Annotated in this window: 3 protein-coding genes; all 3 read right to left on the bottom strand. The window is 64.8% G+C overall.

Going from position 1 to position 4,459, the window contains the following annotated elements; genetic code table 11:
* Window positions 1-154: 154 nt before the first annotated feature.
* The 3 genes from VLT15_05755 to VLT15_05745 all read right to left on the bottom strand — a co-directional run bounded on the left by VLT15_05755 (window position 155) and on the right by VLT15_05745 (window position 4,369).
* Window positions 155-1,414, bottom strand: a complete 1,260-nt coding sequence (locus VLT15_05755) for a branched-chain amino acid ABC transporter permease (GenBank protein ID HSR44723.1) — start codon at window positions 1,412-1,414, stop codon at window positions 155-157.
* 100 nt (window positions 1,415-1,514) lie between these two features.
* Complete coding sequence (locus tag VLT15_05750) at window positions 1,515-2,489, bottom strand: branched-chain amino acid ABC transporter permease (protein ID HSR44722.1); 975 nt, start codon at window positions 2,487-2,489, stop codon at window positions 1,515-1,517.
* Window positions 2,486-4,369, bottom strand: a complete 1,884-nt coding sequence (locus VLT15_05745) for an AMP-binding protein (GenBank protein HSR44721.1) — start codon at window positions 4,367-4,369, stop codon at window positions 2,486-2,488. The genes VLT15_05750 and VLT15_05745 overlap by 4 nt, the downstream gene beginning before the upstream one ends.
* Window positions 4,370-4,459 lie beyond the last annotated feature (90 nt).

The raw sequence follows: 4,459 nt of genomic DNA, 5'->3' as shown, positions 1-4,459 counted from the left end.
CCTCCGTCATCGTCACCGCCGCACGCGGCGATGATGAGAGCAAAGGCCATCAACCAGGCCAGCCACCTGCTCTGTGCTTTCATCTCGTTCCTTCCTCCTCCTCGGCCGGGACTCCCGGCTCTGTTCGCCTGCCGGTTCAGTCCGGCAGGAGACCTCAATATGTGAAGGGCCAGCCCTTCCAGTAGTTCCTCACCCTGAACCAGATCCCGAACAAGCCAAGAGGCTCGAAGATGAGGAACAGGATGATGAGCAGACCGTATATCACCTGGTTCAGCTGCAAGACGCTCAGGCCGGGGGCGACGCCTGGCAACGTGTTGATCAACCCGAAGTCGTTCTGACTGGTGGCGATCAAGGGGTCGGCGATCGTGGCGACGATGCCACCCTCTTCGATGGCGCCCTTCAGCCACTCCGTGAAGTTCTGCACCACTCGGGGCAGCAGGATCACGAACGCCGCTCCCATCAACGCCCCGGACGTCGTCCCGGCACCACCGATCAGGATGATGGCGATGAACTGCACCGACAGGATCAGGTCCCAACGCTCGGGGATCGTCCGGCCGAAGTACCCGGCCAGCAGTGCCCCTGCCACGCCGGCGAAGAACGAACTGATCCCGAACGCCATCAGCTTGTAGCGGAACTCGTTGACCCCCATCACCTCGGCGGCGACGTCGCGATCGCGGATGGCCTGGAACGCCCGGCCAACCCGGCTTCGCTGAATGTTCTTGGCCAGGACCGTGAAGATCACCAGCAACGCGAGGACGAACAGGAAGGCCTTTCCGTTGGCGGTGAGCCAGTCACCGTTCTCCGTCGTCCCGAAGATGGGCGTCTCCTCCTTCCACAGCCGCACATCGAGACGGGGGAACGTCCGCCCTGCCTGCGACCCGCCGGTCAACGACCGCCAGTTGCGGAACACATACTCCCCGATGAACACGAGGCCGAGGGTGACGATGGCGAGATACAGCCCCCGGACTCTCACCGCGGTAGGGCCGACCAGGACCCCGATGGCGGCGGCAACCAGCCCTGCCGCCGGAAGCCAGATCCAGATCGGGAGCCCCAGTCCGAGCAGCGGGCCCTCCGGGGCTCCCAGCCAGGCAGCGGTGTACGCCCCGATGCCCATGAAGAACGAATGGCCGAGCGACACCTGTCCGGCGAGCCCGGTGAGGATGTTGAGCCCAAGGGCGCCGATGGCGAAGATGCAGGCAGTCCCCATCAGTTGCAGCCAGTCATTGGCGCTCAGAAACCCGACGATGGGAATGTTCCAGTCGAACAGTCGAACATTCCCCGGAGCCCCGCCACCGGTGAACGGGAGCGCACACAGCAGCAGCAGGAACACCACCAGCACCACCCGCTTGGTCATGGTGTTCAGCATCGACTGATCGGACTCGTAGGAGGTGAAGAGCAGCGGACGGCCCCTCATGCGGAACTCCGTTCCGCATGAGGTCCCACGTCGCACGTCTCACGCTCGACCGAACGCGCGGGAAGCGTGAGACGAGAGGCGTGAGACGTGAGACGTGACTTCATACCCGCCTGATCTCCTCGGTTCCGAACAACCCGTACGGCCGCACGAGCAGCACGAGCAGCATCAGCAGGTAGGGGACGATGCCGCCGAACCCGGCACCCAACCAGCTGGCCGTGATGTATTCGCCCGCAAACGCCTCGGCCAGTCCGACCGCGAACCCGCCGACCACTGCGCCAACGATCGAGTCGAGACCACCGAGGATGATCGCCGGAAACGCCTTGAAGGCGAAGAAGGCGGTGAACGTGTCCACTCCGGCCGATCTTCGAGGAAACACACTCACGAAGATCCCCGCCACCGCCGCCAGCACCGCGCCGATCGCCCACGAGATGGAGAAGATACGGCCGACGTTGATCCCCTGGGCCCGCGCCGCCTCCTGGTCGAATGCAGTCGCCCGCATGGCGATGCCGGTGCGGGAGCGGAAGAACAGCGCCACCGCCGTCACCAGGATGAGAGAGATGACGATCTGGGCGATCTCGGTGTGGGCGATGCTCACCCACCCGAGATCCAGGATGCTCGTCCCCCACGGGTCGCCCAGCGGCCGCGGATCGGTGCCGATGAAGTCGTTGGTCACGTTCCGCAATGAGATGTCGATTCCGAGGGTGACGATCGCCACCGCAAACAACTCCTCGCCCACCATCGGCCGCAAGAACAACCGCTCGAGCAGCATGCCGATGAGGGCTGCCGCCACGAGCGCGGTGACCACCGAGAGCGACCATTGCAGCCAGCGCGGACTGTCCTCCATGAACCTGCCGGGAATGTTGACCAGGGTGGCGAACGAGGCCACCAGGAACGCCCCGAGTGCCGACAGTGCGCCGTGGGCGAAGTTCAGCACCTGGGTCGCCTTGAAGATGATCACGAAGCCCATCGCCAGCAGGGCATAGATCGAGCCGAGCGAAAGCCCTTCGGCAACGGCCTCGGCGACCTTGCTCGGTCCGCCGGCCTCCTGGGCCAAGATCAGCAGGGTTTCGGTCATCCCTCGGTTCCGTACATGGCCTCGATCAGGTCCTCGAACATGGCGGCCATCGAGGCCCGCTTCAGCTTCTGGGTTGCGGTGAGTTCGCCGTCCTCGTGATCGAGTTCTTTGGGGATCAAACGGAACTTGCGGATGTTCTCGACCCGGGCGAACTTCTCGTTCGTCTTGTTGACCACGCCCTGGATCAGCTCGATCACCTCGGGCTTCTCGGACAGGTCCCGATAGGTCGTGTAGGGGATCTCCCTGCGCGTGGCCCAGTCGCCGACGGTGTCGAGTTCGATGCCGATCAGGGCCGCCAGGTACTTGCGGCCTTCCCCGACCACCATCGCCTCCTTGACGTACGGGGACGTCTTGAGGCTGTTCTCGATCTCCGAGGGACTGATGTTCTTGCCGCCGGAGGTGATGATGATGTCTTTCATCCGGTCGACGATCTTCACGTGGGTACCGTCGACCCAGACCCCGACGTCCCCGGTCATCAACCACCCGTCTTCGGTGAACGTCTCGGCGGTCTTCTCCGGGTTGTTCCAGTAGCCCTGGAACACGCCGCCGTGCTTGGTCTGGATCTCGCCGGTCTCTTCGTCGATCCGCAGGCCGATTCCCTGATACGGAACCCCGACCGTGCCCAGCTTCATGTTCCCGACCGGGTTGTAGGTGGCGACCGCCGAGTTCTCGGTCATCCCGTACAGCTCGAACACGTCGACGCCCAGGCCGTGGAAGAACTGAATCACCTCCGGTGCGATGGGCGCGGCGGCAGACGAGGCCCAGCGGCACCGACGGAGCCCGATCCGCTCGCGCAGCGCCCGAAAGATGAAGGGATAGCCGAGGGCGTAGACGATCCGGCTGGCAAACGTGTGGTTGCCCCCGTTGTCGATGCGCTGTTGTCCGATGAACTCGGCCATCTTGAAGCCGACCGCGAACCAGAGGCGTTTGAACGGGGTGGCGTCCTTCGCCTTGATCAGGACCCCGGCGTGCAGCTTCTCCCAGATTCGGGGTACGGCGAAGAACAGGGTGGGCTGGATCTCACGAAGGTTCTCCTGCACGGTCTCTATCGACTCGGCGAAGTTGAGGACCGCCCCGGTTCCGCACATCGTCCACGTCGAGAAGATCCGTTCGGCCACGTGGCACAGCGGCAGATAGGTGAGGATCTGATCGCGCTCGTCTGGCGGCCTGTCGCCGCGCAGGCGGTTGTCGGCGGTGAGCAGCACGTCCCTGCACACGGTCACATTGGCGTTCGAAAGCATCGCCCCCTTGGGAGGGCCGGTGGTTCCCGACGTGTACACGAGTGTCATGATGTCCTCCGGCTGGGCAGCCGCCATCCGGTCTGCCACAGCCGTCGGATGGGCCTGGCGATGCTCCCGGCCGGACTCGAGGAAGTCGTCCCAGAAGAGGAACCGGTCGTCGTCGCGAACCATGCGGAACCCGCGCGGCTCGACGTGGATGACCTTCTCGATGTGCGAAAGCGAGTCGAGAACCGAGAGGACTTTGTCTGCCTGCTCCTGGTCCTCCGCCAGGTGGACCTTGGACCCCGAGTCCGAGAGGAGGTACTTCACCTCGGAAGGAGGATTCGTGGGGTACAGGCCGACGGTGATGCCCCGGATCGCCACCGTGGCCAGGTCGAGGATCACCCACTCGGGCCGGTCCTCGGAGTGGATCGACACCCGGTCGCCCGGCTCGACCCCGAGGGCGAGCAACCCGTGGGCGGCGAGTTCGACCTGCTCCCACAGATCCGCCCAGGTGATCTCCTGCCAGATCCCGAAGTCCTTCTCGCGCATCGCCACGGCGGCGGGCATCGCTCGCGCCCGGTCGCGCACCATGGAGGCAACGGTCTCGTACCCCCCTTCGACGGCGGGGCGCTCGGGGCGTTGCAGCGTCGTCGTCATGTCGGGTTCCTCCTCCGCACCTCGGACGGGGCCGAATAGTAGGGGTGGAACCCTCCCGGAGGGCAGGAAACCGGGGAAAACCGGTCGAAG

The sequence above is a fragment of the Acidimicrobiia bacterium genome (assembly GCA_035471805.1).
GTDB lineage: Bacteria > Actinomycetota > Acidimicrobiia > Spongiisociales > JAHEDJ01 > JAHEDJ01.
The sequence above is the reverse complement of the archived record's forward strand: the minus strand, read 5'-3'. Positions and strand labels throughout refer to the sequence as shown.